This window comes from Pseudomonas sp. GXM4, assembly GCF_008923895.1.
Taxonomy (GTDB): Bacteria; Pseudomonadota; Gammaproteobacteria; order Pseudomonadales; family Pseudomonadaceae; genus Aquipseudomonas; species Aquipseudomonas atacamensis.
Genome location: NZ_WBRZ01000001.1, coordinates 60,120 through 86,110, shown reverse-complemented (window position 1 = coordinate 86,110; position 25,991 = coordinate 60,120). Strand labels below are relative to the sequence as shown.

The window sequence follows — 25,991 nt, the reverse complement described above, 5'->3', positions numbered from 1 at the left end:
AGTGTGGGACGCGGAGCGTCCCGGGCTGCATTCCCACGCAGAGCGTGGGAACGATCAGTGTAAGCGCCTGTTAACCGAGCATTTCGCGCAGGCGATACCAGAACATGCCCAGCGCCAGCAGCGGCGAACGCAAGGCCGGGCCACCGGGGAAGGTCATGTGCGGCACGCCGCTGAACACGTCCATGCCCTGGCTGTGCCCGGCATGAATGGCTTCGCCCAACAACTTCGCGCACCAATGGGTGACGTTGAGGCCATGACCGGAATAGCCCTGCGCGTAAAACACGTTCGGGTGCTGCTTGAGCCGGCCAACCTGAGGAAAACGGTTGGCGGTAATGCCAATCTTGCCGCCCCATTGGTAGTCGATGTGCACGTCGGCCAGTTGCGGGAACACCTTGAGCATTTTCGGCCGCATGTAGGCGGCGATGTCCGCCGGATCGCGCCCGGAATAATGACAAGCGCCGCCAAACAGCAACCGTCGATCAGCCGAGAGTCGGTAATAGTCCAGCCCGACTTTTTGATCGCACAGCGCCAGGTTCTGTGGAATCAACAGCGCGGCGCGGCTTTCGTCTAGCGGCTCGGTGGCGATGATGTAACTGCCGGCGGGCAGCACCTTGCCGCTGAGTTTCGGCTCGAGGTCATCCAGATGCGCGTTGCAGCCGAGCACCAGGCTGCCGGCGCGCACTGAACCCGTGGCGCAACGCACCTCGACGGTCGGGCCATGGAGGATTTCCAGCACCGGACTTTGCTCGAAGATACGCACGCCCAGCGACGCGGCGAGACGCGCTTCGCCCTGGACCAGATCCAGCGGATGCAAATGGCCCGAACCCATGTCGATCAATCCGCCGGCGTACACTCCGGCGTCGACCACTTGCTGACGGATCTGCTCCGGCCCGACCAGCCTGGTTTCGTGGGCATAGTCGAGTTCGGCGAGACTGGCCTGTTCCTGCTTGAACGCGGCGAATTGCGCGGCGGTGTTGGCCAGTTCGCAAAAGCCCCAGCGCAGATCACAGTCGATGGCGTTTTCAGTGATGCGCTGGCGCACCAGATCCACCGAATCGATGCCGGCGCGCTGCAGATAGCGCACGCCGTCCTGGCCAACGTAACGGGCGAAACCCTCGACTTCATGGCCGATACCGCGAATCAGCTGACCACCGTTGCGACCGCTGGCGCCCCAGCCGATACGTCGCGCCTCGAGCAACACCACCGACAGACCACGCTGGGCCAGCTCAATCGCGGTGTTGACGCCAGTGAAGCCGCCACCGATTACGCAGACGTCGGCAAGCAAATCACCATCCAGCGCAGGGTAGGGCGTGCTCGTCCGTGCAGAAGCTGCGTACCAGGACCGGGCGTGTTGTGCGCTGTGCTGATTCATTTGTTCGACTTCACTTTGCTCCACGACCGGGTCATCAGACGCATGATCGCCTGGGGCGGGGTCGAGGAAATGTAGAGTTTGTCGAGCACCGACTGCGGCGGGTAAACCTCAGGGTTGTTGACCAGTTCCTGATCCATGAACGGCTTGGCCGCCGGGTTCGGATTGGCGTAGCCGACGGTGGCGCTGACTTTGGCGATCACTTGCGGATCTAGCAGGTAGTTGATGAAGGCGTGCGCCTCTTTGGCGTTGCTCGCGTCGGCTGGGATCGCCAGCAGATCGAACCACAGGTTGGCGCCTTCCTTGGGGATGGCGTAAGCGATATTCACACCGTTCTTGGCTTCCTTGGCGCGGTTGGCCGCCTGGAACACATCGCCGGAGTAACCGAACGCGACGCAGATGTCGCCATTGGCCAGGTCCGACACGTATTTGGAAGAATGGAAATAGGTGATGTACGGGCGGATGCTCAGCAGCTTGGCTTCGGCCTTTTTGTAGTCTTCAGGGTTTTCACTGCGCGGGTCCATGCCCATGTAGTTGAGGATGGCCGGGAAGACTTCGTCAGCGGAGTCCATCATCGACACACCGCACTGGCTCAGCTTCTTCAGATTCTCGGGTTCGAACAGCACGGCCCAGGAATCGATGTGGTCGATGCCGAGCACTTGCTTGACCTTGTCGACGTTGTAACCGATGCCGTTGGTGCCCCACAGATAGGGCACCGAGTGCTCATTGCCAGGATCATTTTTCTCGAGCAATTCAAGCAGTTTCGGGTCAAGGTTCTTCCAGTTTGGTAACTGCGAGCGATCGAGTTTCACGAACGCGCCGGCCTTTACCTGACGGGCGAGGAAGTGGTTGGACGGCACTACCACGTCGTATCCGGTGCGACCGGCGAGGAGTTTGCCTTCAAGGGTTTCGTTGGAATCGAAGACGTCGTAGATCACCTTGATCCCGGTCTTGCTCTGGAAGTCGGCGAGGGTGGTTTCGCCGATGTAGTCGGTCCAGTTGTAGACGCTGACTTGGGGCTCGGCGTGGGCTACGGCACTGAACAGCACGCTCAGTGCGACCGGGAGTACGGATTTCAATAGACGCATTTCGACACCTCTTCTTGTAATGATCGCTCCCACGCTCTGCGTGGGAATGCCGCAACGGACGCTCCGCGTTCGGCTTTGGATGGGACGCAGAGCGTCCCGGGATGCATTCCCACGCGGGAGCGTGGGAACGATCAAATTCTCAGGCGCTGCACAACTCCCACAGGGACAGCTGCGCGTTCAGACGCTGAGCAGCAGGAACTCACGCTCCCACGAGCTGATCACGCGCTTGAAGTTTTCATGCTCGGCGCGTTTGACCGCGACGTAACCGCGGACGAATTTGCTGCCCAGGTATTCGGCGACTTTCGGGCAGTCTTCCATCTGCGTCAGGGCCTCTTCGATGGTGATGGGCAGGCGCAGGTTGCGCCGTTCATAGGCCCGGCCTTCGACCGCCGCGCTCGGCTCGATCTTCTCGACCATGCCGATGTAGCCGCACAGCAGGCTTGCGGCAATCGCCAGATACGGGTTGGCGTCGGCGCCGGGCAAGCGGTTTTCCACGCGCATCGATTCAGGCCCCGATGTCGGCACTCGCAGGCCGACCGTGCGGTTCTCTTCGCCCCATTCGACGTTGACCGGCGCCGAGGTGTCCGGCAGGAAGCGGCGGAACGAATTGACGTTCGGTGCGAACATCGGCAGGACTTTCGGGATGTATTTCTGCAAGCCACCGATGTGATGACGGAACAGCTCGCTCATGTTGCCCTCGGCATCGGCGAAGATCGGCTGGCCCGTCGCGATCTCGACCACGCTCTGGTGCAGGTGCATGGCGCTGCCAGGCTCGTCGCCGATCGGCTTGGCCATGAACGTCGCAGTGACATTGTGCTTGAGCGCCGCCTCGCGCAGGGTGCGCTTGAACACGGTGATCTGGTCGGCCAGATCCAGCGCATCGCCGTGGCGGAAGTTGATTTCCATCTGCGCCGGGCCGTCTTCGTGGATCAGCGTGTCGAGGTCCAGGCCTTGCAGTTCGCACCAGTCGTAGACGTCTTCGAACAGCGGATCGAATTCGTTGGCGGCATCGATCGAGAATGACTGGCGACCGCTTTCCGCACGGCCCGAACGGCCAAGCGGTGCTTTGAGCGGCAGGTCCGGATCTTCACAACGCTGGGTCAGGTAGAACTCCATTTCCGGCGCGACAATCGGCTTCCAGCCCTTGTCGGTGTAGAGCTGCAGGACTTTCTTCAGCACGTTGCGCGGCGACAGTTCGATTGGGTTGCCGAACTTGTCGAAGGTGTCGTGGATGACGATGGCAGTCGGCTCGATTGCCCACGGAATGACGTAGACAGCGTCGGAAACCGGCTTGCAGACCATGTCGATGTCGGCCGGGTCGAGCAGGTCGTAGTAGATGTCGTCGTCGACAAAATCCCCGGTTACCGTTTGCAGCAGCACGCTCTCCGGCAGGCGCATACCGCGCTCATGCAGGAACTTGTTGGTCGGTGCAATCTTGCCGCGGGCGATGCCGGTCAGGTCGCTGACCACGCATTCGACTTCGGTAATCTTGTGATCTTTCAGCCAGGTGAACAGCTGATCGAAAGGGGCGTTCATAAAGACCTCGTTATTGGTTTTGTAGACGCCGGGGAGGGCGGGTTTCATCTTCCGCCCCTTCCCCTGTGGCGCGTTGGCGACTATCTTGGGCGCGGCTTGCGATTCCATCTATCCACTTTCAGCAGCACCAAAGCGCACCAAAAGAGTGCGCAAGGTCACCCCATGACAACGTGCAATCCGCTCCAGGTACAAGCGTTCAACACCGCCGACGTGGCCGAGCAAATCCGCGCCACACCGGGCTGGGTCCAGCATTACCAGCAGATGTCGCCGGGACATTTCGCCGGGCAGATTCGCTATCTCGATCTGCAGGGCGTCGAGGTTTACGAAGAACAGATGAACACCCGGGTCGAGCAGAATTTCAGTGCGCCATCCGGGGCTCTGGCGTTCTGTTTTGATCGCAGCGACAACGCGCTGTATCTGCTCAACGAAGAGAGCCGCAACATCTGGATCACCCCGGAGAACTACCGGGAAATCGCTGTGGTGTTCGGTCCGGATTTTGTCCGCGAGCACGGTTTGCAAGTGGCGAAACTCGAAGGTTTGTTCATGGCGCCGCTGAACTGCGGACAGAACGCTTTGTTCAGCGGCTGGTTAAGCTCGATTCTCACGAAGTTGTCGCAAGCTGCTGATCTACTTGATAAAGATCGCCTGACTCAACAGTTGCTTGAGGACTGCCTGTTCATCCTTGATAACGCTCACACCAGCCTCGATCGCAGCGGATTGCAGCGGCGCAACAACGAACGCCAAATCATCAAAAGAGTAGGGGAGTGGGCGGCTGATTCGCCGGAAGACACGGTCAATCTGCTCGAACTTTCTCACGTTGCCGGCGTACCCCTGCGCCAGTTGCAACAGGCTTTCAAGGCCTACACCGGGATGACCCCGAGCCACTGGTTGCGCCTGAGGCGGTTGAACAGTGCGCACCGTGAATTGCTCAAGCGCAGGCCTAGCGAAACCACCGTTGCCGAAGTGGCGATGCGCTGGTCGTTCTGGCATCTGGGGCGGTTTTCCAGCAGTTACCGCGCGCTGTTCAAGGAGCTGCCGAGCGAGACGCTCAAGCGCTAAGCAACAAAAAGGCTTTGTGTCCCCGAAGAAGTTAAATAGAATCAGTCTCATTTGAATCTACCTTCGCGCAGGGTCTCTTGAGATGATTGAAGCCACATCACCGTCGGAGCAGAGCCTGCAACAGTTGTATCGCGAGCACCGTGGCTGGCTGGAAACCTGGCTGCGCCGGCGCATGGGCAATGCGTGGGATGCGGCGGACCTCAGCCAAGACACCTTCCTGCGTGTCTTGTGCAACGCGCCGCCACTGGCTGAATTGCGCGAGCCGCGCGCGTATCTGCTCACCGTCGGCAAACGGCTGCTGAGCAATTTCTACACGCGACGCCATCTGGAAAAAGCCTACCTCGACGCCTTGGCGCAATTGCCGGAAGCGTGCGCACCGTCGCCGGAACAGCGCTGGTTGCTGCTGGAAACCTTGCAGGCGCTGGATGAATTGCTAGATGGCTTGCCGCGTGCGGTGCGTCGGGCATTTCTTTGGAGTCAACTCGAGGGCCTCGGCTACCGCGAGATCGCCGAGCGCTTGCAGGTTTCCGAGCGCACGGTAAAACGCTACATGGCCCAGGCGTACGAGCATTGCTTGCTGGTGGAGCTGTGATGCGCGTTGCCCCCAGCGATGAAACGCGGGAAGTGGCGAGGGCGGCGGCGCAATGGCTGGCCTTGCTCGAATCCGGCGGCGCCAGTGATGAAGATCACGCCCGATTGCAGCATTGGCGCGCCAGTGACAGTCGCCACGAGAACGCTTGGCAGAAAATCCAGCAACTGCGTCAGCGCTTTGCAGGTTTGCCGCCGACACTGGCCATGGCCACCCTGGATCGGCCGGATCCGGCGCGGCGCGCGGCACTCAAGCGTGCCCTGGGCGTAGCGGCGCTGGTGCCGGCGGTGTGGTTGATCGGACGCGAGCTGCCGCTGGAGGTCTGGCGTGCCGATTTGCACACCAGCACTGGCGAGCGGCGCAAAGTGCAGTTGGCCCAGGATTCTTCATTGCAACTCAACACCGACAGCGCGGTGAATGTCGATCTGCCTGCACGTCAGCTGACACTCATTCGTGGTGAAATGGCGCTCAACGTGGCGGGCGATTCGGCTTTTATCGTCAACGCGCCTTATGGGCGGATGATCGTCAATCACAGCGACATCTCGGTGCGTCTCAATGCGCGCGATTGCCAGGTCTGCGTGCTCCGTGGTTCGGTGCAATTGCAGCCACTGCACGGCCCGACGCTGGTATTGCAGCAAGGCCAGCAAGTCAGCCTGCAAGCTTCGGGCGCCGGGGCGGTGACGGCGTTCGATGCGTTGATGCCCGGTTGGCGCGATGGCGTGCTGATGGCGCAGAACCAGCCACTGGGTAATTTCCTCCGCGAGCTGAGTCGCTACCGCTCGGGCGTGCTGCGCTGGGACCCGGCGCTGGAATCGCTACGCGTCACTGGCAGCTTTCGCCTCGACGATACCGATCAAGTGCTGGCACTGCTGGCAGCCAGTTTGCCCGTTGATGTGCATACGCGAACGCGATTTTGGGTGTCACTGGTACCGCGCGCAGAAAAAACCGGCTGAAGCCTGTCCCTTTTTTTCGCCTCGCTGGTCATTCCAGGCAAGTGAACAAAATCGAGAGCTTCTTCCAATGCCCGCAGTATTTCCAGGTCGTTTGCGTCCGTTGTTGCAGTTGAGCCTTTTGCTGAGCCTGAGTGCCAGCCCCGTGTTGATCCAATCGAGCTGGGCCGACGATGGCAGTCGCCGCAGTTATCAGGTGCCGGCCGGTAGTCTGAGTACAGCGCTGACGCGCTTCGCCGGTCTGGCCGGCGTCAATCTTTCGGTGGATCCGGCACTGGTCAGCGGCCGCAACAGCAATGGTTTGTCCGGTGAATATGGCGTGGAGGAGGGGTTCAGCCGGTTGTTGCTGGGTTCCGGTTTGCAGCTGCAACCGGTCGGCGATCAGGCTTATACGCTGGTGCCCGCAGCGCAAGGCAGCACCTTGCAACTTGCGCCGACATCCATACTCGGCGCGAGCGGTTCAGCGGATGCCGATGTATTCGCCGGCGGTCAGGTCGGGCGGCGGGGCTCGCAAGGGCTGTTGGGTTCCAGGGATTTCATGGAAACCCCGTTCAGCATGACCACCTACACCCGCGAAGCGGTGAAAAACCAACAGGCGCGCACGCTCGGCGATCTGATCAGTACCGACCCTTCGGTACGCGCCACCAACCCGGCCGGTGGCCGCTATGAGCAATTCACCATTCGTGGTTTCAGCTTGTTCAACAGCGACGTTTCCTACAATGGCCTCTACGGAATCCTGCCGACGTACACCATCGACATGGAAATGGCCGATCGCGTCGACATCCTCAAAGGCCCGAGCCAATTGATCAACGGGATTTCGCCACGGGGCAGTGTAGGAGGGGGGATCAACGTCGTGCCGAAACGCGCGACCGACAAGCCGATCACCTCGCTGACAGCCAATTACGCCTCGAACAATCAAGTCGGCGGCGCGGTGGATGTCGGACGGCGTTTTGGTGACGAAAACCAATTCGGTCTGCGCTTCAACGGGGTCAAACAGTCCGGTGATACCGAATGGGATCATCAGAGTGTCGATCGCGACATGGCGGTCCTTGGTCTGGATTTCCGTGGTGAACGCTTGCGACTTTCCACCGATATTGGCCACACCGAACGCGACACCGACGCACCGCAGGAACGCGTGCAAGTCGCGGCCAATACCAAGGTGCCGAACGCCAATGATGTGCGCGATAACTATGCGCAACCCTGGAGCCGGGCGCGAACCGAAGACACTTTCGGCACGCTCAACGGCGAGTTCGATGTCAGCGACTCGGTCATGCTGTATGGCGGCGTCGGCGCACGCAAAAGCAATCATGACTTCTTGCGCCATGCAGTTTCGGTGAGCAACGACGCCGGTGATTTCAGCGTTCAGCCGCGCGACTTCACTCGCGACGAGAACGTTCGTACCGCTACCGCTGGCGTTCGTAACTGGTTCCAGACCGGACCGGTCAGCCATGAAGTGAACCTGGCGGCCAATTACTTTTATATGGACTTCGAAAACGGCGGCGCCCGTTACGCGGCCGGGCGCAGCAATCTCTACGACCCGGTGGAAATAGCCAGACCCGGCACGCCGACCCGCAATGACGCCAAGGTCTACACCGAAAATCGCTTCAGCGGCGTGGCCTTGTCCGACACGCTCGGTTTCTTCGATGATCGACTGCTGCTGACTTTGGGGGCGCGCTGGCAGCGGGTCAAAGTCGATGACTGGAGCGACGGCATCAAGGGCGACACGGCCTACGATGAAGAAAAGGTCTCGCCGTCGGGCGGGATTCTGTTCAAGGCGACGGACAAACTTTCGCTGTACGCCAACTACATGGAAGGTCTGAGCCAAGGCAAGATCGCGCCATCGACATCTATCAACGAAGACGAAATCTTCCCGCCATTCATCAGCCGCCAGGTCGAAGTCGGCGCCAAGTACGACGCCGGCTCATACGCGCTGACGGCAGCGGTGTTCCGCATCAAACAACCTGCCTACGAAACCAATGCGACCACACGAGTCTTCGGCCCGAACGGCAAACGCGAAAACAACGGCGTAGAACTGAGCGTGTTTGGCGAACCGCTCAAAGGCTTCCGGTTGCTCGGCGGGGTAATGTACATCGACAGCGAACTGACCCACACCACCAACGGCACATTCGACGGCAACCGTGCGCCTGCGACACCGAAATACAACGTCAATCTCGGCGCGGAGTGGGACGTACCGACTGTGCAGGGTTTGACACTGACCAGTCGTGGAATCTATTCGAGTTCGCAGTATCTGGATCAGGCGAACGACAAGGAAATCGACTCCTGGGAGCGGTTCGACGTAGGTACACGCTATGCTTTCAAGCTGGACAAGAAGACGATCACCTTGCGCGCCAATGTCGAAAACGTGCTGGATAAACGCTATTGGAGCTCGGCGGGTGCTTCGGATGATAGTGAGCCGGGGTTGACGCTTTCTACGCCGCGAGCGTATCTGCTGTCGGCGACGATAGACTTCTGATGGAGCGGGGTAAGTGCATCGATCGTCTTCGAAAATACGTTAACTACACTAAATGACCGTTTAGTTGAGCTAACAAAAACATCTAAGAATATCGAGATGGCTTGCCAGCGTAATCAGAACCTAAGCCAATTTTTTTAGAGTTATGCGTTCAGGTAATTTCGGTTAAAGCAAAAGAGCATAAGAAACTGTTACTTCTTACAGTTTTAAAAAAGCCTCAAGGATCGAATGATAGGTGTTGTGTGACGAATCCCATTCCCTGATAGAGAATCGACCATGACAGACTTCAGCGATGCCGAACTTATAGAACTGACTCCAGAGCAATTGAAGCAATTGACGCCTGAACAGCTGATACGACGAAACATACTGATTGAAGAGAAAAGGAACGTACAGCGGAAGGTTTACAACCCAATTGTTAGTGTACTGCCAACTGAGGACTTGTAGATCCTCATAAAGCGGTCTAACCCATTCCAAAGAATGGAAATCCCAGTAACGTTCGCGTTAGTGGGATTTCGCCAAGCGCATATATCGGGTCATCGACAGGATCGAGGTGAGGATTCGAGGCCAGATTGAGGAAAGAACGAAGCTGTTGCGTGACAAGCGATTCGAATCCCATGGACTACACGCGAACGTCGTAATATCTTGTTACGTGTAATGTATATTATGTTAAATCATGTATGTGAATGGCTCAGGCTTTAGATATCAGATCCACCACTCCTAATGCGGCAATCGCTACGACTGGACGCTGCGCAACAACGAAGTCGGCTAAGTCTGGGGCATGGGCAAGCGCATGAAGGCTCATCTGGAAACAATGGGCATCAAGACCGCCATGGACTTGGCGAAAGCCGATCCATGGATGCTTCACCAGAAATTCAGCGTGGTGATCGAGAATGCTGCTCGTGAGCTGGCCGTTACGCCATGTTTGGAACTGGGGAAGCTGACCCACCGAAGCAGGAAATTTGCTGCAGTCGGATGTTTGGCAAACGACTCACACAGATCGAGCCGATCAAGGCGCGTGTGCAAAGACCAGGTCTTTGGCAACAATCGACAAGACGGGAACGGAACGCAGGTCACCATAATCGAAGGGATGTTTGTTATGAGCCACCTTAACAACGACTTGAGGGCCGATTTCGTTGAGGCACTTGAGGAGATTTCGACGCTGATGTCCATTGCATACGACCAGCTCGGCCCTGTACCGGAAAACCATGCATTAGCTCAGGCAGGTTTAGAGAATGGTGGTGAAATAGTTCTGGATTATGTCGATCACAACGAGGCTGGAGTAGCGTTCGAACAACGAACCACCGCTCGTTGTTTCTGAAAAATGCATAAAAATTTTAGCTGGGATCGCAAAGTCCTTGAAAATGCCATTCACGAGATGAAAAAAATTTACCCATCTGAAGGTCAGCTTTGGGTCGAAAACAGTCACTCCTACCCGAAACGTCCACGGAGATTTGACCCATGAAAACCGCCCTAATATCCGACACTCACAATCTCCTCCGCACCGAAGCCATCAGCGCGCTCCAAGGCTGTGACCTGATCATCCACGCCGGCGACATCGGCAACCCGGACATCCTCGCCCAACTGTCCGAAATTGCTCCCGTCCACGCCGTGCGCGGCAACAATGATCTCAGCAGCCCATGGGCCAAAGACCTCCCCGACTTCCTGACCTGCACTCTCAACGGCTGGCACACTCTCCTTATCCACGACATCGCCGACGTCCCCGCCGATCTAGATCCAGACATAAAGCTCATCATCACCGGCCATTCCCACAAACCGCGCATAGAATGGCGCGGCGATCGTCTATACGTGAACCCTGGTAGCGCCGGCCCTCGGCGTTTCAAACTGCCGGTCACGCTGGCAATTCTCGAGATACAACCCGACAGCATCGAGCCGCGCCTGATTTCCCTGCTGGATCCCCCCGCCTGAAATCGCTACGGTTACTGCGATCCAGAACCAGGAAACGTCACCTCCTACCAGGCCCGACCTATCTCGCGGCGAACCGATCCTCAACGCCGTCGAGCGTGCGATCAAGTGACAGGAGAGCGGTTTTAGATCCGATCCGCGCCGCTCAGCATGGCGGACTGACACTTCCGACATGGAGGCGTCTAATCACCCGATTAATCTCCCCTACCACCCGCCCCGTCGCCTCCTCGATCGTTCCCTCATTCCGACACAAAAACCAACCCTGATCGGCAGCGGCCACCTCAAACGCCTCAGTACAAGCGACATGCTCCTCCAGACCGCGAAGCACAGTACTGCTCAAGCCACGCCGGCGTGAACCTGCCCTCTCCCACGAAATCTCCGCCGTCGTCACCACCCCAACATGCAGGTCCGGCACCTGTACGTTGCGGTCAATGTTCAATTGCAGGATTTCAGCGAAAGGTACTATCCGGCGAAACGCGGCATCGGACGGGTACCAGCGATCGATCAGGATGATGCTATCGGCGGGTTGTTTGGTCAGCACGTTTCGGGAAATCCAACTGCGGCTATCAGCCAGGCGTTGGCAAACTTCCAGCTCCAGATTCCGGTCGGGATGTCGGACGAGTCGATTCACCAGATGCATTGTCTCGCCCCTGAAAGGGTCGCTTTTTTTCTCGCACAGTCGGATGACTTTCTGGTTGTCTGCCCTCAGGACTTCAGTGATGGCCTCCAACAGCGAGGTTTTGCCGACGCCTTTGGGGCCATCCAGAGCGACAAACAGCGGACGAGTCATTTTTCTCACAGGCTTTAACGGGGAGTAGCGCGCACTCTAACGGATTTTCAGGTTGAACCTCTGCTGCTCAGACGGACTCCCAAACTCAAATCCAGGAGAAACCTATGACCCAGACAGCTCTAGTCGTGGGCGCCAGCGGCATTGTCGGCAGCGCCATCACCCAGTTACTCATCGACAACCAGTGGCAGGTCGCCGCGCTGTCGAGGCATCCATCACCAGCGCAAGGCGTGATCCCTGTCGCGGCAGACCTTCAGGATCCTGCTTCTCTGGAACAGGCGCTGAGGGATGTGAAACCCACGCATGTGTTCATTACCACATGGTCGCGGCAAGCCACGGAGGCCGAAAACATTCGCGTCAATGCCGCCATGGTGCGCAACGTCCTCGCCGCCATTCGCCCAGCCAAAAGCGTCAAACACGTAGCACTGGTTACTGGCCTGAAGCACTACCTCGGCCCGTTCGAAGCCTATGGTAAAGGCAGCCTGCCGCAGACACCGTTTCGCGAAGAACAGGGTCGTCTGGATGTCGAGAATTTCTATTACGCTCAGGAAGACGAACTCTTCGCCGCAGCTGAAAAGGACGGCTTCACCTGGAGCGTGCATCGCCCGCATACCGTCACCGGGGTGGCCGTGGGCAATGCGATGAACATGGCAACCACCCTCGCCGTCTATGCCTCGATTTGCAAACACACCAATCGCCCGTTTGTGTTTCCCGGATCCAGAGTGCAGTGGGACAGCCTCACCGATATGACGGATGCGCGGCAGTTGGCGAAACAACAACTGTGGGCGGCCACCACGCCGGCTGCGGCAAATCAGGCATTCAATATCACCAATGGCGATGTATTCCGCTGGAAATGGATGTGGAGCCGAATTGCCGAATACTTCGACCTGCCTGCTGCTGACTATCCTGCGTCACCCTCGCCTCTAGAGAAGCAGATGGCGGACGATCAAGCCGTATGGACGAAGATAGTCGCCGAGCACGGTTTGAAAGATTCCGACATTGGGCGTCTGATTTCCCCATGGCATACCGATGCCGACCTTGGCCGGCCCATCGAAGTGGTCACGGATATGTCGAAAAGCCGCCTGATGGGCTTCACTGCCTACCAGGCGAGTGATCAGGCATTTTTCGACGTGTTCGACAGGCTGCGGGAGATGCGCTTGACACCTTAGGCGGTTCCAGACAGATAAGGTGGGCACCTGGCGTGCCCCCTCATTCAACAGTAATTTCGACGCCCTCGCCCCCCACATCTGCGACTTTCATTCGCCCTGTGAAATCCTCCTGCCAGTCACCGGCAGAACGCAGCCGATCGTATATCCCAACTCCAAAATAGCGCCTTCGACAGGTATCGCTCTGTATCCAAGTGTGTACGGACGCAAACGCGTTACACAACATTGATCTTCCCGCCCCCTCAGACACAAGCGAGATACACCAACAAGATGAACTGCGCTCACGGCCAGCGCAGTGCTCCTGTGCCTGACACCTGTCATTGGAAGCACCTGTACTGCTTCCACTTTCTTGACGACAAGTCGGAGGATTAAACACATGCAAACAAACGCGTCATCGGTCTTGAATCGGCTGCACCTTAATCTTGATCGCGCTGGAGACTGGATCGCCCCTTTGAGCCTGCGCGTGTTTCTGGCCTGGGAGTTTTTTGAAGCGGGATGGGAAAAGTGGAACGGTGAGAACTGGTTCCCGAGCATTCAAGGGGCCTTTCCTTTTCCCTTTAATCATCTGCCGGCTACGTTCAATTGGCAGTTATCCATGTGGGCAGAACTGCTCTGTTCCATTGCTTTGCTTGTAGGCCTGGGAACACGTCTTTCGGCACTGATCCTCATAGTGGTCACCGTCGTGGCAACTGCCGCAGTTCACTGGCCAGCAGAGTGGTCAACGTTGAGTGAACTGGCTATGGGGTACTCCATCAGCAACAAAGGCTACGGCAATTTCAAGCTGCCGTTGATCTATCTCGTCGCACTTCTGCCACTGGTATTCACAGGCGCCGGCAAGCTGAGCCTGGATACATTCATCGGTCGGTATCTCAAGCGTTTGAATGCGCGCTGAGTGCTATCGCGTCACCAAGGTTATCGCTCTCAACCCCACTAGTAATCAGGAGTTTCACCATGTCCCATATTGATAAAGTGCTGTACACCGGCAAAGTCCATACCTCCTCGGGTGGTCGCAATGGCACCGCCGTCAGTGACGACGGCCGACTGGATATAAAACTGTCGTCGCCTGGCACCTCTGGCGCCGGTACCAACCCAGAGCAGTTGTTCGCCGCAGGTTGGTCGGCCTGTTTTATCGGCGCGATGGGGCTTGCGGCGAGCAAGCTGAAAGTCAACCTCCCGGTTGACCTTGCGGTCGACGCCGAAGTCGATCTAGGCACAACCGATGGTGCGTATTTCCTCCAGGCTCGCCTCAACGTCTCCCTTCCCAGGCTGGATCGCCACGTCGCTCAAGAGCTGATCGACACCGCACACCAGACATGCCCGTACTCCAAAGCGACGCGGAACAACATCAACGTGGTTATCAACCTCGTTTGAGCAGAACCGTGGCGGGTTTCAATCGCCCGATTCACACCCTCGGCTGCCAACGGTGACCGTGGAGGTGCTGTGGATCGGGGGTTTCAGACGTCGAATCGGAGTATTGAGCTCATGCAAACGAACACTTCATCATCAACGCATTTAGATCCACAGCTTCCCCCTGCGGCGACCGTCGGGCTCGGGTTGCGCCGTGCGCTGCTCAACACGCTTCGTGACGCTCCGGTCGGTGATTTCGATTTTCTAGAGGTTGCTCCAGAGAACTGGATCGGCATCGGCGGCGCGCATGGAGCGGCCCTGCAGTTGCTAGCTGAACGCTATCCGCTGTCATGCCATGGCCTGTCACTTTCGCTGGGTGGCAGTGCACCGCTGGACGAACCTTTTCTTGAGCAAGTCCGCGGGTTTCTCGATCGTTTCAACGTGCCGTTCTATAGCGAACACCTGAGTTACTGCAGTGACGATGGCCATTTATACGATCTGCTGCCGTTGCCATTCACTGAGGAGGCCGTTCATCACGTTGCGGCGCGCATCCGCCGTGCACAGGACATTCTCGGTCGTCGTCTTGCTGTAGAAAACGTCTCTTACTACGCCGCTGCTCATCAGGACATGGACGAACTGACGTTCACCAATGCAGTGCTCCGCGAGGCCGATTGCGACCTGTTGCTCGACGTAAACAATGTGTACGTCAACTCAGTGAACCACCGCTTCGATCCAGCGGTTTTCCTCGCCGGCCTGGAACCCGAACGCGTAGTCGCCATGCATGTGGCTGGGCATCATGACGAAGCCGAGGACCTGATCATCGACACCCATGGGGCGTCGGTCAAACCGGTAGTCTGGTCATTGCTGGGACAGGCTTATGACCTTTTCGGCGTGAAGCCAACCCTGCTGGAGCGCGATTTCAACTTTCCGTCCTACGACGAACTGGTGGCTGAGCTGAACACCATCAGGCGCTTGCAACGCGACGCCAATGCTTTGGTGCGGGTGACCGTCGATGGCTGACTCCCCTTCAAGTTTGCACAGTCAGCAGCTCGCGCTGACCCGGTACCTGCGTGACCCGGACAGTTATGCGCCGCCTGCGCAGATGAATCCCGAGAGAGCACAGGTCTATCTCAACCTGGTGTTGAACAATCTGTTGGGGTTGCTGGGTGGGACGTTTCCGGTGCTGGTTGCCGTGCTGGGTGATGACGGTTGGCGTGCACTGGTACGACGTTTTTTGCGTGATTACCGCGCGCAAACGCCACGCTTCGGAGAAATTGCCCGTGAGTTTGTAGACTTCGTAGCGAGCCTGGAAGACTCGCCCGGCCACGAACACCCCTGGTACCCGTTCTTGCCTGAATTGGCTCATTACGAGTGGGTGGAGATGGCGCTGCAACAGTTGGACGCTGCGCCTTTAAAGCCCAGTGATGCGGCGCATTTACTCGATCGTCCCCTCAGGCTTTCCCCGCTCGTCTGGCCGCTGGCTTACACCTGGGCCGTACATCGTCTTGGGCCAGGCTACCTGCCTTCTGAACCGCCAGAACAACCGACGTTGCTGCTGATCAGCCGTGTGCCGAGTGGCCAAGTGCAATTCTCCCAGGTCAGCCCTCTCGCGTTCCGTTTGTTGCAGCGGATCGAGCAGTTTCCTGACATGGATGGTCGAGCGCAGTTGCACGCTTTGGCTGCGGAGGCTGGTGCAACAGACGTGACTGGCTTCGTTGCTGACGCACTGGTGCTGCTGCGCCAGCTGCATGAGCAAGCTGCCGTCGGCGTAGCCGCGACACCCGTTTTAAAGCTGTTGTCCTGACTGACGCGCAAAGGCTGAGGTCAGTTTTTGTATCTCTATGTACCCAAACGCTAAGTCTTGGGACTGGCTTACAAATGCTCCGCTCGCCGATACATCGCCGATACATGACTCCCGCTAAATAGGCCTACCCGAACAAGGACGCTGTATCGAAGTGAAAGACGCTTGCGCCTTTCGCCTCGAACTTCCTTGAGGGTCTATCCGCCCTTTGGCATGAACCGCGGCCTGGCCGCGCAACGCATCTGGAGAAGCACTATGTACCGTAAACCAATGTCGAACAAAACCAGTCTTGGCCTGGCCGCAATTGCTTTAGCCGGTGGCATGAGCCTGGCATCGTCTGCCGCTTTTGCTGTTGAGCCATTGCCCCAAGGCTACCAACTGGCATCGGCCGATAAAACCGGCGAAGGCAAGTGTGGCGAAGGCAAATGCGGGGCCAGCGAAGCCAGCGACAAGTCCGCTACTGCCGAAGGCAAGTGCGGTGAAGGCAAATGTGGGGACGACTCTTTCGCTCGCACAGACACCGACCATGATGGCCTCGTCTCTCAAAAAGAACTGCTGACTGTGGCACCTCAGGGCGGTGAAGAATTCAAAGCGATGGACACCAACCACGATGGTTTTCTTTCGGAAGGTGAGGTCTACAAGTTCAGAACCAACCAGTACCTTTCCAACGGCAAAAAAGTACCCACCGAGCTATTTACCCGCATGAGCAAAGCGCAAAACTGATTCCTCCCGCCGTAGCATTCGCCCTCCCCGCGCCTGCAGCCAGGGAGGGCGATTTACCTTCTGCAAAGCCCCCCGTTGTATTGATTACACCGCGTTATAAGTGATGTTCTCCGCCCCTGATTTATCCCCTGAACGCAACACTCTAAAGTCCATCCCAATGCTCCCCTCATCATGTCGATGGGGCGCCAACTGGAGACTTATCCCATGCCTTTCATCAGCGTTCGTATCACTCGCGACGGCGTTACCAAAGAACAGAAATCTCAAGTCATCGCCGAGATCACCAAAACCATGCAAACAGTCCTCAACAAGGACCCGCACCTCACCCATATCGTCATTGAAGAGGTCGACACCGATAACTGGGGCTATGCCGGAATTACCACCACTGAGTACCGCCAACAATTGACGGAGTCGAAGAAATGACCTTTGCCGTCCGTATCGACTTTGTGTCGGATGTGGTGTGCCCCTGGTGCGCACTCGGCGCCACGGCGCTGGAACAAGCAATCGCGAACGTTGCCGGCGAAGTTGCCGTGGAGCTGACCTTCAAGCCCTTCGAACTGAACCCGGACATGCCGGCCGAGGGCGAGCACGCCATCAAGCACATGATGCGCAAATACGCGCGCAGCGCCGAAGAAGTCGCCTCGCGCAATGAAATGATCGTTGCGCGTGGCAAAGCCATCGGTTTTCAGTTCGACCTGGACAAGCGCAGTCATTTCTACAACACCTTCGATGCCCATCGCCTTCTGCTCTGGGCCGTGCAGGAAGGCCGCCAGGTCGCGCTGAAGAAAATCCTGATCGAGGCTTATTTCACCAATGGGGAGAACCCCAGCGACCACGAAACACTGGTGCGCCTGGCCGGTGAAGCGGGACTTTCAACCACCCGCGCCCGCGAGATTCTGGCCAGCGAGGCGTTCGCTCTCGAAGTCCGTGAACTTGAGAGTTTTTACCTTGAACGCGGGATCAACTCGGTCCCGGCCATGGTACTGAACGGTCGTCAGTTGGTGTCCGGATCGCTATCCGTCAAGGAGTACGAACAAATTCTCAGGCAAGTGGCACGAGAGTCCGCCGTAGCCTGACAAAGCGATTTACCAGCACGATGCCCGGGCGAGCCCACGGCATCGGTCACTCAACTTGCGTGGAGTACATCGTCATGTCGAACGCCCCTTATCCGCTGAACCGCACCGCTTACCTGCTGGTCGACCCGTACAACGATTTTCTCTCGGAAAACGGCAAGGTCTTCCCCTTGATCAAGCCGATTGCCGAACAGGTCGGGCTGCTCGACAACCTGCGAGCCCTGGATCGCGCCGTACGAGCGCAGAACATTCCGGTGGTCATCGTGCCGCACCACCGTTGGGAACATGGCGACTACGAAGGCTGGGATCATCCAACACCGACCCAGTGCAAAATCATGCACATGCACCACTTCGCACGCGGTGAATGGGGCGGCGAATGGCATCCCGATTTCGCGCCGAAGGACGGCGACATCGTCGTGCAGGAACATTGGGGCTCCAGCGGCTTTGCCAATACCGACCTTGATTTTCGCCTGAAGCAGAAAGGCATCACCCACGTGATCATCGTCGGCCTGCTCGCCAACACCTGCATCGAAGCGCCCGCCCGCTACGCCTCGGAATTGGGCTACCACGTCACGCTGGTGCGCGATGCGACCGCCGCATTCCGTGCGGAAATGATGCACGCCGCCCACGAGTTGAACGGGCCGACTTTCGCTCACTCAATCGTCACCACCCAGGAATTGATTGAGGCGCTGGCAGCGCAGGAGTAGCGGCGATGAACACCGATTTCGCCAGTTTGCCGAGGTGGTGCGTCAAGGCCGCTTTTTGCAATGGGCGATCGGCCCCCGTCAAAAATGCACCTTGAGCAAGAGACTCAACGCGTTCTGGTCGGTAGGGAATCCGCTCGTGTCTTCAATCCCGTATTTATTCGACCAGTAATCCCACTCAAGTCCCGCATAAAAACGTTTTTGCTGTTGCCCCAGCGCCTTGCCCACGTCGTATTTGACTTGTGGGTTGAAGTGAAAGCTCCTGGCCACATAGTTGGAGGTGCCTTTGCTGCCGACGTCGTTGACGTACCACTCCAGATAGCCGTCGAAAAGAATGTCGGAGCGACCCACCGGGAGGGTCATGGACCAGGTCGGGTTGATCTGCCATTGACCTGAGGCCTTACCGGTGATGCCGTCGGGTTTGCGGTAGTAGGTATTCAGGGAAAAGCGATCGAAGCCTGGAAGCATGAGGTCTACAGCAGGACCCAGCAGGTATTTGCGATTGCGGTTTTCACCGCGCTCGTAGGTGGCGGCGATGAGGACGTCCTTGACGATGGCATAGCTCAGGGAGCGGTCACTGATTTTGCCCAGCGACAGCCGTGGGGAGAATTCACCGTAGTAGGAATGGCCGTCGGCACCCGAGAGTCCGCTGGACCATTTGTTGTCGACGAACATGAAGATATCGCCCCACGTCCAGCCGCTGGCGTGTTCGAAGCTGAGCGTTTGCTGAGTATCGTCGCCAGTGCCGTCGACTTTGAAATGCTCGCCGTAGAGGTAGCTCAAGCTGTTGTCGTTCCACAACAGAGGGCCAGCTTCGGCGCCGGCGCTGGCCAGAGCTAACAGCGGCGCCAGGCTGCGACGCAGCAGTGAAGGTGCATGTAATGGAGTACGCGATGCTTTCATGGGCTGCCCTTGTCAGGTGATTGGCGGATATCACCGGCAAGGCATGCCCGAGCTGCGGATCAAGCAGCTGCTCTGGCCCTCAAATTAACGAGGGGCGACCCTTGCCGGGTGCGCGGCGTAATGCCGCCAGAGCAATGCCCTGCACCTCGGGTTCTGTTGAGAGCCCTCTGTGCTGACCGCTTCTACTCGATTCCGGACTAAGCAGGGGTTGTGCCAACTGAGCGAATACAATCTTAAACCCACATTCAGCACAATCCCTTGTAAAACTGAATACTTTGCAGCCATCTGTTGCGCACCAGATTGAGGCGCGCCCACTTGAATTCGCACCGTTGCGAATCGCCTGCCCACCTCCTGCTGATTGCCTCGCCCGCCGGATCCTGTGAGGGCGGGCCTGCGACGGCTTGGCACACTTTTGGCTATTACCACTTTCGAGTAGAAGCGGTCAGTGCCAGCGATGGCACCGGGCATTGCTCTTGCGCCCCTCCCTGTGGGCGTACGTCCGATTGGATGCTTGAACGCGGCGCCATCGCCCGGGCAAGAGAGAAGTGTCAGCCGTGTAACTACGCATATACGCCCTCTCTCCTTGTTCTCTCCAATCGGTCCCTCGCTGGCGTGCCGATTGGCGCGCGGCGGTTTTCGAATCGTTGTGGAGAACACATCATGAAAATTCGCTTTGCCTTGGGTCAACCGCTTCGCTCGCTACTGGCCATGGCGCTTGTGCCCGCCGCCCTGATCGCGTCTCCACTGGCTTTGGCCAATGACAAGGTGGTGCTGCTTACTTCCTGGTATGCCCAAGCCGAACAGGGCGGTTTCTACCAAGCCCTGGCGGATGGACTGTATGAAAAAGAAGGCCTGGACGTGACCATCCGCATGGGTGGGCCGCAGGTCAATGGCATGCAGCTGCTGCTCAACAAGCAGGCCGATTTCATCGTCAACTACGACTTGCAGATTCTCAAAAGTGTGGAGCAAGGCCTGCCGGTGGTGGCCGTGGCCGCACCCTTTCAAGGTGATCCTCAGGGTCTGCTGACCCATGCCGATGTGAGCGGCCTGGATGCGTTGCAGAACAAACAGGTGCTGGTGTCCACCTCCGGCCAGCAAACCTGGTGGCCGTGGCTCAAGGGCAAATATCAGCTGAAGGACAGCCAGGCCCGCCCCTACACCTTCAACCTGCAACCCTTCCTCGCGAACGCCAACACCACGCAGCAGGCCTATGCCAGCTCCGAGTTGTTCCAGGCGTTGAAGGCCGGGGAGAAAGCCAACTTCTTCCTGTTTGCCGACGCCGGTTACCCGCCCTACGGCTCGACCCTGGCCACTCGCCAGGATGTGATCGATCAACATCCGGATCGGGTCCAGCGCTTTGTTCGCGCCTCGATGGAGGGCTGGAAGCGCTACCTCGACAACCCGAGCGCCAACCGCCTGATCAAGGCCGACAACCCGAACATGAGCGATGAATTGCTCGCCTGGGGCTTGTCGACGCTCAAGCAATATCGCCTGGTCACCGGCGGTGATGCCGCCACCCAAGGCATCGGCGTGATGAGCGATGCGCGCTGGCAGGCCACGCGCAATTTCATGGTCGACGCCGGCCTGCTCGGTGCCGATGCGCCTTGGCAGAAGGCCTACACCACGCGCTTCGTCGAGGACTTGAAGGTACTGCCTGGCGCCGAACAGTCCGCCAGCCGCTGAGCCTGATTGCAAGACTGCTGAACCCAGAGCCCGAGCCCAAGAGCCGGCTGAACGAATACCGTGAGGACACTTGTTATGTTGGTCACCAAACAACCCGTATTGCGCCGTTTCTGGTATGCCCTGCTGCCCATGACCGCGCTGGATGCCGGCCCGCAGCCCTTCACTTTACTCGGTGAGGCGCTGGTGCTGTGGAAGCGCCCCGACGGCACCCCGGTGGCCATGCGCGACCGTTGCTGTCACCGCACCGCCAAGCTCTCGAAAGGTTTTGTCAGCGAGGACGGCAACATCGCCTGCGGCTATCACGGCTGGGAATACGACTGCACCGGCACCTGCGTGAAGATCCCGCAAAACCCCGCTGGCATGATTCCGCCGGGCGCCTCGGTCCAGGCCTTTCACTGCCAGGAAAAATACGGCTACGCCTGGGTTGCCCTCGACGATCCTCTGCAACCAATCCCTGAGTTTCCCGAGGATGGCGCCCCGGGCTACCGGCGCATCTTCCAGTTTTATGAAGAGTGGAAAACCAGCCCGCTGCGGGTCATGGAAAACTCCTTTGACAACTCGCATTTTTCCTTCGTCCACAAAGCCAATTTCGGCCTTTTCGACCAGCCCGCGCCGGCGGGCTACGAGTTTCGCGAAACCGACTACGGCTTCGAGGCGGAGACCCGTGTGCCGATCCGCAATCCTGAGGAAAGCTATCGCATCACCGGCACTCGCGAGCCGATCACCCAGCGCCATTTGATCAACCGCTATTACCTGCCCTTCTCCCGGCGCTTTGGCTGCATGTACCCGGACAGCGGCATCCACCACATCATCTACAACTGCGCGACACCCATGGAAGACGGGCGACTGATGCTGGTCCAGTGGCTGTACCGCAATGACAGCGAAGAGCAATGCTCGACCCAGGAACTGATCGACTGGGACGCAGCGATCACCGCCGAAGACCGCGACATCCTCGAAGCCACCGATTACGACGCCTGTGTCGACACCCGCCGGCGAGTGGAACTGCACATGCCGTCGGACAAGCCTGGCCTGGTGATTCGCCGGCAATTGCTGGGCCTGCTCGAAGCTCACGGTGAAAGTGAAGTGTTCCTCAGCCATTGAAGTCAGCGCCCCGGTGTGCCGGGGCTTTACCGGACGCTCATGACCCAAGGGGAGAGCGCTATGTTGATGCAAACCATAACTGGGGCCAACGCCCTGCCACAGGCGTTGCCACGGGGCGACAGCGTCGGCGTGCAAACGCCACTGTTCGCCAATCAGGTGGAAAAAACCTACAGCAACGGCACCCAGGCCTTGAGCCGGGTGAAGCTGGCCATTCAGCGCGGCGAGTTCGTTTCATTGCTCGGCCCTTCGGGCTGCGGCAAGAGCACTCTGCTGAAAATGTTTGCCGGCCTCGAAAAACCCTCCGCCGGCCACGTGCGTTGGTGGGGCAAGGACAGCCCGGCCAGCCCGACCCAAGGGCAAAGCCTGGCGATGGTGTTCCAGGAGGCGACCCTGATGCCTTGGGCGAAGGTCAGCGACAACGTGCGCCTGCCGCTGGATCTGGCCAATGTGCCCAAAGCCCATAGCCAGCCAAAAGTCGACGCTGCCCTTGCTCTTGTCGGCTTGGACCGCTTCAGCCAGGTGTACCCGCGGGAACTGTCCGGCGGCATGCAAATGCGCGCGTCCATCGCCCGGGCCTTGGCCACCGAGCCCAATCTGCTGCTGATGGACGAGCCCTTCGGCGCCCTGGATGAGTTCACCCGCAACAAGCTCGACAGCGACCTGCGTCAGCTGTGGGCTAGCCGCGACCTGACCGTGGTGTTCGTCACTCACAGCATTTTCGAGGCCGTTTACCTGTCATCGCGGGTGGTGGTGATGGGTGCGCGCCCGGGCCGAGTAATCGCCGACATCGAAATCGACGGCCCCTTGGAACGAGACGAGGCCTACCGCACCTCCCCGGCCTTTATCGCGCAGTGCGCACGCCTGTCCCGGCTGCTGGCCGAGGCCAATGGCGATCCTTGCTGACTTTATTGAGAGCCCGCTCATGAACCCGTCCTTTACTCCCTGGTTACGTCACCCCACGGTGTTGCGCATCGTCTCGCCGCTGCTGCTCGGCGCGGTGTTGCTGGGTCTGTGGCAACTGGCATGCGTGGCCTGGAAGGTGCCGGTGTATCTGGTGCCTTCCCCGGTCGATATCGGCCGCACCCTGGTCAGCGATGGCCCGATGCTGTTCGGTGCGTTGTGGATGACCTTGAAGATCACTTTTTTCTCGTTTGCCCTGGCGGTGCTTATCGGCACCCTGGCGGCGTTTGTGTTTGTGCAGAGCCGCGTGCTGGAAGCCAGCCTGTTTCCCTACGCCATTCTGTTGCAGGTGACGCCGGTGGTGGCCGTGGCACCGCTGATCATCATCTGGTGCAGCAACACCACGCTGGCGTTGATTATTTGCGCGACCCTGGTGGCGATTTTCCCGATCATCGCCAACACCGTACTCGGCTTGCGCAGCGTCAACCCCGGCCTGCTCAATCTGTTCCGCCTGAACCGCGCCAGCCGCTGGCAGGTGCTGTTGCGCCTGCGCATTCCCAGCGCCCTGCCGTGTTTTTTTGCGGGGCTGCGCATTGCCAGCGGGCTGGCGTTGATCGGCGCGGTGGTGGCGGAGTTCGTTGCCGGCACCGGGGGCACCGGTGCAGGGCTGGCGTATCAGATCCTCCAGGCCGGCTTTCAACTGAATATTCCAAGGCTGTTCGCTGCTCTGCTGCTGATCGCCTTGACCGGTGTCGCGTTATTCAGCCTGATGGCCGTGCTGGCCCGGTTGAGCCTGCGCAACTGGCACGAAAGCGAACTCGGCTGACCCTTTGAATTCGCCGCAGGCGCGGCGTATGGAGCCTCACATGAAGTTTCAAAACAGCTGGCTGGTACGTAACGCCAGCGCCATCCTCACCGGTTTGTCCGGCGCGGCGGCGCGGCGCGCCGGGCCTGATATCCGTATCGTCGACGGCCGCATCAGCGCCATCGGCGCCCTGCAACCCCAGCCCGGCGAGCGAGTGCTGGATGCCACCGATTGCGTGGTCTACCCGGCGTGGGTCAATACCCACCATCACCTGTTTCAGTCGCTGCTCAAAGGCATTCCCGCAGGTATCGACCAGAGTCTGGGAGCCTGGCTGGGTGCCGTGCCCTATCGCTATCGCGGCGCGTTTGACGAGCAAAGCTTTCGCCTCGCCGCGCGCATTGGCCTGGTCGAATTGGCACGATCCGGCTGCGCCACCGTCGCAGACCATCATTACCTGTACCTGCCGGGCATGGACTTTGACAGTGCCGAGGTGCTGTTCGAGGAAGCCGAACGGCTGGGGCTACGGTTTGTCCTCTGCCGTGGCGGCGCCACGCAAGCACGGCAAGCCGAAGGCAAGTCCGTGGCCGGGCCGGAGACCCTGGAGCAATACCTGGACGACGTCGAGCGTCTGGTGCGGCGCTACCACGACCCGGCCGCCGATGCCTGGCGGCGGGTGGTGATGGCGCCCACCAGCCCGCCCTACTCCATGCCTGGCGAACACCTGCGCGAAACCGCCCGGGTCGCCCGGCGACTGGGCATTCGCCTGCACAGCCATCTGAGCGAAACCGTCGAATATCAAAATGAGGTGCAGCAACGCCACGGCATGTCGCCAGTGGCGTTCTGTGCCGAGCACGAGTGGCTGGGGCCGGACGTGTGGTTCGCGCATTTGGTGAAACTCGACGCCGAGGAAATCCACATGCTCGGGGCCAGCGGTACGGGCATTGCCCATTGCCCGCAAAGCAATGGCCGCCTGGGCAGTGGCATTGCCGATGTGGTGGCCATGGAGGCTGCGGGAATGCCGGTGTCGATTGGCGTGGATGGCGCCGCCTCCAACGAGGCCTGCGACATGATCAGCGAAACCCACGCCGCCTGGCTGATGCAACGGGCCAGACTTGGCGAACGGGCCCGCCCGCGTTATGCCGGCGGTGACGAGGAAGGCGGTGCCAGCGCGGCCACCGTGGAAGACGTGGTGCGCTGGGGTACGTCTGGCGGGGCTCGGGTGCTGGGGCTGGACGCCGTGGGCAGCGTGCAAGTGGGCATGGCGGCCGACTTGGCGATCTATCGCCTGGACCAGCCGCGATACTTCGGCCTGCATGACCCGGCGATCGGGCCGGTGGTGGGCGGAGGACGCCCGACCTTGCGCGCCTTGCTGGTCGGTGGCCGGTTGACCGTACACGACGACCAGTTGCCTGACTTCGACCTGGCCGAACTCGGCGCCCAGGCCCGAGACGCGGTGCGGCGGTTGCAGCAGGCCGCAGGCGTACGCTCATGAGCTGATCTCCCGGCACGTGCTGCCGTGCCAATACTCGGCCGCATCAAATGTCTGGTAGATGGAAAAATACGGCAGTAATCGACTTGGGACTGTCATCAGACAGTTTCAGGGTCCCGGAGAAGAAAGCAGCGGACGGCGTATCACAAGGCGCTTCTACAACAATTGCTCGCGTAGAAAATCGATGAACGCCATCGTCCGCGCTGAACGTCGCCGCTCGCGGCTGAGTACGGCGCTGACAGGCAGCGCGCTGGTCTGATAGTTGTCGAGTACGGTACTCACCCTGCCCTGTTCGACGTCAGCTGTGAATAGCCATTGCGGTGAGAGGGAAATACCCAGGCCGGAGAGCACCATTTCGCGGATGCCTCGCTGCTGTTGCTGGTGACGTGTTTCAGACTGGGCTAGCTGCGCCGCGGCATGCTGATGTGCTTGGCTCAGCTCGCTCTGGGCCAATTCCAGGCACCGTACTGCTCAAGCCGCGCCGGCGTGCCCCCGGCCTCGCCCACTAAATCTCCGCCGCTGCGACCA

General features: G+C 59.1%; 25 protein-coding genes and 2 pseudogenes. 21 read left to right on the top strand and 6 right to left on the bottom strand.

Annotated elements, in window-relative coordinates; all coding sequences use genetic code 11:
• Positions 1–70: 70 nt before the first annotated feature.
• The 3 genes from F8N49_RS00415 to F8N49_RS00405 all read right to left on the bottom strand — a co-directional run bounded on the left by F8N49_RS00415 (position 71) and on the right by F8N49_RS00405 (position 3,993).
• Positions 71–1,372: an FAD-binding oxidoreductase gene (locus tag F8N49_RS00415; RefSeq protein WP_151550573.1), complete on the bottom strand. Its 1,302-nt coding sequence runs from the start codon at positions 1,370–1,372 to the stop codon at positions 71–73.
• Positions 1,369–2,457, bottom strand: coding sequence for a polyamine ABC transporter substrate-binding protein (locus F8N49_RS00410; protein WP_151550572.1), 1,089 nt, complete (start codon positions 2,455–2,457; stop codon positions 1,369–1,371). The genes F8N49_RS00415 and F8N49_RS00410 overlap by 4 nt, the downstream gene beginning before the upstream one ends.
• Before the next feature lie 177 nt (positions 2,458–2,634).
• The gene (locus F8N49_RS00405) at positions 2,635–3,993 is read right to left on the bottom strand and encodes a glutamine synthetase family protein (RefSeq protein WP_041480368.1); all 1,359 of its coding nucleotides are present in this window, start codon (positions 3,991–3,993) and stop codon (positions 2,635–2,637) included.
• Between the two features lie 162 nt (positions 3,994–4,155).
• Here F8N49_RS00405 and F8N49_RS00400 point away from each other — a divergent pair, with 162 nt between their 5' ends.
• From F8N49_RS00400 to F8N49_RS00370, 7 genes and pseudogenes are all read left to right on the top strand, one after another.
• Positions 4,156–5,052 carry a helix-turn-helix domain-containing protein gene (locus F8N49_RS00400; RefSeq protein ID WP_151550571.1) on the top strand — a complete coding sequence of 299 codons (897 nt, stop codon included), beginning with the start codon at positions 4,156–4,158 and terminating at the stop codon, positions 5,050–5,052.
• Between the two features lie 82 nt (positions 5,053–5,134).
• The gene (locus F8N49_RS00395; RefSeq protein ID WP_071172436.1) at positions 5,135–5,644 is read left to right on the top strand and encodes a sigma-70 family RNA polymerase sigma factor; all 510 of its coding nucleotides are present in this window, start codon (positions 5,135–5,137) and stop codon (positions 5,642–5,644) included.
• Positions 5,644–6,594 carry a FecR domain-containing protein gene (locus F8N49_RS00390; RefSeq protein WP_151550570.1) on the top strand — a complete coding sequence of 317 codons (951 nt, stop codon included), beginning with the start codon at positions 5,644–5,646 and terminating at the stop codon, positions 6,592–6,594. Before F8N49_RS00395 ends, F8N49_RS00390 begins: the two co-directional genes overlap by 1 nt.
• Before the next feature lie 67 nt (positions 6,595–6,661).
• Positions 6,662–9,064, top strand: a complete 2,403-nt coding sequence (locus F8N49_RS00385; RefSeq protein WP_151550569.1) for a TonB-dependent receptor — start codon at positions 6,662–6,664, stop codon at positions 9,062–9,064.
• A gap of 733 nt (positions 9,065–9,797) precedes the next feature.
• Positions 9,798–10,081 (top strand): annotated as a pseudogene (locus F8N49_RS00380) (DNA polymerase V subunit UmuC); the annotation flags it as partial.
• A gap of 76 nt (positions 10,082–10,157) precedes the next feature.
• Positions 10,158–10,379: a hypothetical protein gene (locus tag F8N49_RS00375; protein WP_256675368.1), complete on the top strand. Its 222-nt coding sequence runs from the start codon at positions 10,158–10,160 to the stop codon at positions 10,377–10,379.
• Between the two features lie 140 nt (positions 10,380–10,519).
• On the top strand, positions 10,520–10,987 hold the full coding sequence (locus tag F8N49_RS00370) for a metallophosphoesterase family protein (protein ID WP_151550568.1): 468 nt from the start codon (positions 10,520–10,522) through the stop codon (positions 10,985–10,987).
• Between the two features lie 142 nt (positions 10,988–11,129).
• On the opposite strand, the gene F8N49_RS00365 is transcribed toward F8N49_RS00370, so the two are convergent.
• Positions 11,130–11,774 (bottom strand): dTMP kinase, encoded by a 645-nt coding sequence (locus F8N49_RS00365; RefSeq protein ID WP_151550567.1) that lies wholly within the window; start codon positions 11,772–11,774, stop codon positions 11,130–11,132.
• 104 nt (positions 11,775–11,878) lie between these two features.
• Between F8N49_RS00365 and F8N49_RS00360 the strand changes: the two genes are divergently transcribed.
• The 9 genes from F8N49_RS00360 to F8N49_RS00320 all read left to right on the top strand — a co-directional run bounded on the left by F8N49_RS00360 (position 11,879) and on the right by F8N49_RS00320 (position 18,585).
• Positions 11,879–12,940 (top strand): SDR family oxidoreductase, encoded by a 1,062-nt coding sequence (locus F8N49_RS00360; protein ID WP_151550566.1) that lies wholly within the window; start codon positions 11,879–11,881, stop codon positions 12,938–12,940.
• Between the two features lie 373 nt (positions 12,941–13,313).
• Positions 13,314–13,829: a DoxX family protein gene (locus F8N49_RS00355; RefSeq protein ID WP_122746225.1), complete on the top strand. Its 516-nt coding sequence runs from the start codon at positions 13,314–13,316 to the stop codon at positions 13,827–13,829.
• 59 nt (positions 13,830–13,888) lie between these two features.
• The gene (locus tag F8N49_RS00350) at positions 13,889–14,308 is read left to right on the top strand and encodes an organic hydroperoxide resistance protein (protein ID WP_151550565.1); all 420 of its coding nucleotides are present in this window, start codon (positions 13,889–13,891) and stop codon (positions 14,306–14,308) included.
• A gap of 111 nt (positions 14,309–14,419) precedes the next feature.
• A complete protein-coding gene (locus tag F8N49_RS00345) occupies positions 14,420–15,304 on the top strand; it encodes a DUF692 domain-containing protein (RefSeq protein ID WP_151550564.1) in 885 nt (294 codons plus the stop codon).
• Entirely contained in the window at positions 15,297–16,088 is a 792-nt protein-coding gene (locus F8N49_RS00340) for a DUF2063 domain-containing protein (RefSeq protein ID WP_122750393.1), read from the top strand. Before F8N49_RS00345 ends, F8N49_RS00340 begins: the two co-directional genes overlap by 8 nt.
• Positions 16,089–16,340: 252 nt before the next feature.
• Complete coding sequence (locus F8N49_RS00335; RefSeq protein WP_122746221.1) at positions 16,341–16,808, top strand: hypothetical protein; 468 nt, start codon at positions 16,341–16,343, stop codon at positions 16,806–16,808.
• Positions 16,809–17,012: 204 nt separating this feature from the next.
• Positions 17,013–17,228 (top strand): 4-oxalocrotonate tautomerase family protein, encoded by a 216-nt coding sequence (locus F8N49_RS00330; protein WP_016774741.1) that lies wholly within the window; start codon positions 17,013–17,015, stop codon positions 17,226–17,228.
• Entirely contained in the window at positions 17,225–17,881 is a 657-nt protein-coding gene (locus tag F8N49_RS00325) for a DsbA family oxidoreductase (RefSeq protein WP_151550563.1), read from the top strand. The genes F8N49_RS00330 and F8N49_RS00325 overlap by 4 nt, the downstream gene beginning before the upstream one ends.
• Positions 17,882–17,955: 74 nt before the next feature.
• Positions 17,956–18,585, top strand: a complete 630-nt coding sequence (locus F8N49_RS00320) for an isochorismatase family cysteine hydrolase (protein ID WP_151550562.1) — start codon at positions 17,956–17,958, stop codon at positions 18,583–18,585.
• A 78-nt stretch (positions 18,586–18,663) separates the two neighbouring features.
• Here the strand turns inward: F8N49_RS00320 and F8N49_RS00315 are convergent, their stop codons facing one another.
• Positions 18,664–19,446: an outer membrane protein OmpK gene (locus tag F8N49_RS00315; RefSeq protein WP_372240998.1), complete on the bottom strand. Its 783-nt coding sequence runs from the start codon at positions 19,444–19,446 to the stop codon at positions 18,664–18,666.
• 699 nt (positions 19,447–20,145) lie between these two features.
• Here F8N49_RS00315 and F8N49_RS00310 point away from each other — a divergent pair.
• The 5 genes from F8N49_RS00310 (at position 20,146) to F8N49_RS00290 (ending at position 25,466) form a co-directional block, all read left to right on the top strand.
• On the top strand, positions 20,146–21,168 hold the full coding sequence (locus F8N49_RS00310; RefSeq protein WP_151550560.1) for an ABC transporter substrate-binding protein: 1,023 nt from the start codon (positions 20,146–20,148) through the stop codon (positions 21,166–21,168).
• Between the two features lie 75 nt (positions 21,169–21,243).
• Positions 21,244–22,269: an aromatic ring-hydroxylating dioxygenase subunit alpha gene (locus F8N49_RS00305; protein ID WP_016774747.1), complete on the top strand. Its 1,026-nt coding sequence runs from the start codon at positions 21,244–21,246 to the stop codon at positions 22,267–22,269.
• A 60-nt stretch (positions 22,270–22,329) separates the two neighbouring features.
• A complete protein-coding gene (locus tag F8N49_RS00300; protein WP_151550559.1) occupies positions 22,330–23,172 on the top strand; it encodes an ABC transporter ATP-binding protein in 843 nt (280 codons plus the stop codon).
• Positions 23,173–23,266: 94 nt separating this feature from the next.
• The gene (locus F8N49_RS00295) at positions 23,267–23,995 is read left to right on the top strand and encodes an ABC transporter permease (RefSeq protein ID WP_177433956.1); all 729 of its coding nucleotides are present in this window, start codon (positions 23,267–23,269) and stop codon (positions 23,993–23,995) included.
• A 40-nt stretch (positions 23,996–24,035) separates the two neighbouring features.
• On the top strand, positions 24,036–25,466 hold the full coding sequence (locus tag F8N49_RS00290; RefSeq protein ID WP_151550557.1) for an amidohydrolase family protein: 1,431 nt from the start codon (positions 24,036–24,038) through the stop codon (positions 25,464–25,466).
• Positions 25,467–25,619: 153 nt separating this feature from the next.
• Here the strand turns inward: F8N49_RS00290 and F8N49_RS00285 are convergent.
• Positions 25,620–25,852, bottom strand: a pseudogene (locus F8N49_RS00285) (LysR substrate-binding domain-containing protein); the annotation flags it as partial.
• Positions 25,853–25,991: the final 139 nt, after the last annotated feature.

Excerpts from the sequence above, each read along its gene's own strand:
- F8N49_RS00330 (WP_016774741.1), top strand. The coding sequence starts at position 17,013 with ATGCCTTTCATCAGCGTTCGTATCACTCGCGACGGCGTTACCAAAGAA.
- F8N49_RS00400 (WP_151550571.1), top strand. The coding sequence starts at position 4,156 with ATGACAACGTGCAATCCGCTCCAGGTACAAGCGTTCAACACCGCCGAC.
- F8N49_RS00300 (WP_151550559.1), top strand. The coding sequence starts at position 22,330 with ATGTTGATGCAAACCATAACTGGGGCCAACGCCCTGCCACAGGCGTTG.
- F8N49_RS00405 (WP_041480368.1), bottom strand. The coding sequence starts at position 3,993 with ATGAACGCCCCTTTCGATCAGCTGTTCACCTGGCTGAAAGATCACAAG.
- F8N49_RS00370 (WP_151550568.1), top strand. The coding sequence starts at position 10,520 with ATGAAAACCGCCCTAATATCCGACACTCACAATCTCCTCCGCACCGAA.
- F8N49_RS00320 (WP_151550562.1), top strand. The coding sequence starts at position 17,956 with ATGTCGAACGCCCCTTATCCGCTGAACCGCACCGCTTACCTGCTGGTC.
- F8N49_RS00360 (WP_151550566.1), top strand. The coding sequence starts at position 11,879 with ATGACCCAGACAGCTCTAGTCGTGGGCGCCAGCGGCATTGTCGGCAGC.
- F8N49_RS00365 (WP_151550567.1), bottom strand. The coding sequence starts at position 11,774 with ATGACTCGTCCGCTGTTTGTCGCTCTGGATGGCCCCAAAGGCGTCGGC.
- F8N49_RS00355 (WP_122746225.1), top strand. The coding sequence starts at position 13,314 with ATGCAAACAAACGCGTCATCGGTCTTGAATCGGCTGCACCTTAATCTT.
- F8N49_RS00385 (WP_151550569.1), top strand. The coding sequence starts at position 6,662 with ATGCCCGCAGTATTTCCAGGTCGTTTGCGTCCGTTGTTGCAGTTGAGC.
- F8N49_RS00350 (WP_151550565.1), top strand. The coding sequence starts at position 13,889 with ATGTCCCATATTGATAAAGTGCTGTACACCGGCAAAGTCCATACCTCC.
- F8N49_RS00290 (WP_151550557.1), top strand. The coding sequence starts at position 24,036 with ATGAAGTTTCAAAACAGCTGGCTGGTACGTAACGCCAGCGCCATCCTC.
- F8N49_RS00335 (WP_122746221.1), top strand. The coding sequence starts at position 16,341 with ATGTACCGTAAACCAATGTCGAACAAAACCAGTCTTGGCCTGGCCGCA.
- F8N49_RS00340 (WP_122750393.1), top strand. The coding sequence starts at position 15,297 with ATGGCTGACTCCCCTTCAAGTTTGCACAGTCAGCAGCTCGCGCTGACC.
- F8N49_RS00390 (WP_151550570.1), top strand. The coding sequence starts at position 5,644 with ATGCGCGTTGCCCCCAGCGATGAAACGCGGGAAGTGGCGAGGGCGGCG.
- F8N49_RS00375 (WP_256675368.1), top strand. The coding sequence starts at position 10,158 with ATGAGCCACCTTAACAACGACTTGAGGGCCGATTTCGTTGAGGCACTT.
- F8N49_RS00310 (WP_151550560.1), top strand. The coding sequence starts at position 20,146 with ATGAAAATTCGCTTTGCCTTGGGTCAACCGCTTCGCTCGCTACTGGCC.
- F8N49_RS00325 (WP_151550563.1), top strand. The coding sequence starts at position 17,225 with ATGACCTTTGCCGTCCGTATCGACTTTGTGTCGGATGTGGTGTGCCCC.
- F8N49_RS00345 (WP_151550564.1), top strand. The coding sequence starts at position 14,420 with ATGCAAACGAACACTTCATCATCAACGCATTTAGATCCACAGCTTCCC.
- F8N49_RS00410 (WP_151550572.1), bottom strand. The coding sequence starts at position 2,457 with ATGCGTCTATTGAAATCCGTACTCCCGGTCGCACTGAGCGTGCTGTTC.
- F8N49_RS00415 (WP_151550573.1), bottom strand. The coding sequence starts at position 1,372 with ATGAATCAGCACAGCGCACAACACGCCCGGTCCTGGTACGCAGCTTCT.
- F8N49_RS00305 (WP_016774747.1), top strand. The coding sequence starts at position 21,244 with ATGTTGGTCACCAAACAACCCGTATTGCGCCGTTTCTGGTATGCCCTG.
- F8N49_RS00395 (WP_071172436.1), top strand. The coding sequence starts at position 5,135 with ATGATTGAAGCCACATCACCGTCGGAGCAGAGCCTGCAACAGTTGTAT.